Below are 1,021 nucleotides of genomic sequence, written 5' to 3' on the forward strand. Positions count from 1 at the left end.
AGCGAAGCGCGGCGATCTGCCCGGCATGGGTGTCCCAGCCGCCGATCTCCAGCGCGGCCACGCGTGGTCCGTCGGGCTGGGCGAGCATCACCCCCGCCGCCGAGGCGAGGCGGGTAAACCCGTCCTGCCTATTATTAGCTTGAGCCAAGGAAGGTGCGGCGCCCGGACCGGGAGCACCCGTCATGGCGGCGCTCTCGCCCGGCGCTGTCGCCAGAGCCGTGTCCGAAAAGCCTCGCGCCTGCAATCCGTTACGAAAGGCGGGACCGGTCAGGGGGTCATGCGTGTTGAGCTGGGCGATCTGCTGGTACAGCGCATCGCTCGGGTGCTGGCTTCCAGCCGGGGCATAGCTGCCGATAGGGGCCGGGCCGCGGAGCAGGAGCGGTACATCGAGACCGAGGGCCAGACCCAGCCCTTCCGGACGGGCCTTCTGCCCCGGCAGGGCCGAGACGGCGCGGTTGAGCCAGCCGCTCGTCAGTCGATGATCGGCACCGCTCTCCAGATAATCCTGGGCGTCGAAATGCGAGCGTGTGCGATAGGGCGCGGCTACCGCATGGACGGGAAGCATCTGCCCCTGGCCATAAAGCGTATGCAGCCCCGCCAATGCAGGGTGCAGACCGAAATACCCGCCCAGATCGAGCAGCCCCCCTTCCTGACCGGGCTCGGGCAAGACGAGGGCACGCCTAAGGGCCATGAGCCCTGGATCGCCGTAAGGCGTCACCGCAGCCATGCCATCCAGTGCGCCGCGCATCAGGATGACCACGAAGCGTGGATCGTCCCGGCGCAGGGAGGGGGCGGCCAGTGCAAGGGAAGAGCGACCCAGGGTCCAGCTTGCAGCCAGACCGAGCAGGGCAGAGCGACGACGAAGCATCATGGGTCAACGCCTCTGGAATTCGGGTGAGGAGAAAAGCAAAGTGAGCGCATCGCGCCGCGAGCCGGCATGCTGCATGGCCAGCCGCGTGGCGGGGCGGAGTGCGCTGCCAAGAGCGGWCCGGGCCCGYTCTTCGGGRTTGGCGGCATGCAG

The 1,021-nt window shown here is 68.5% G+C and carries 1 protein-coding gene; it reads right to left on the minus strand.

Annotated elements, in window-relative coordinates; translation table 11 throughout:
* The coding region (locus C0V97_RS17760; protein WP_127103744.1) for a DUF1501 domain-containing protein at positions 1 to 871 on the minus strand (871 nt) is incomplete at its 3' end.
* Positions 872 to 1,021 lie beyond the last annotated feature (150 nt).

The organism is Asaia sp. W19, from assembly GCF_003994335.1.
Lineage (GTDB): Bacteria > Pseudomonadota > Alphaproteobacteria > Acetobacterales > Acetobacteraceae > Asaia.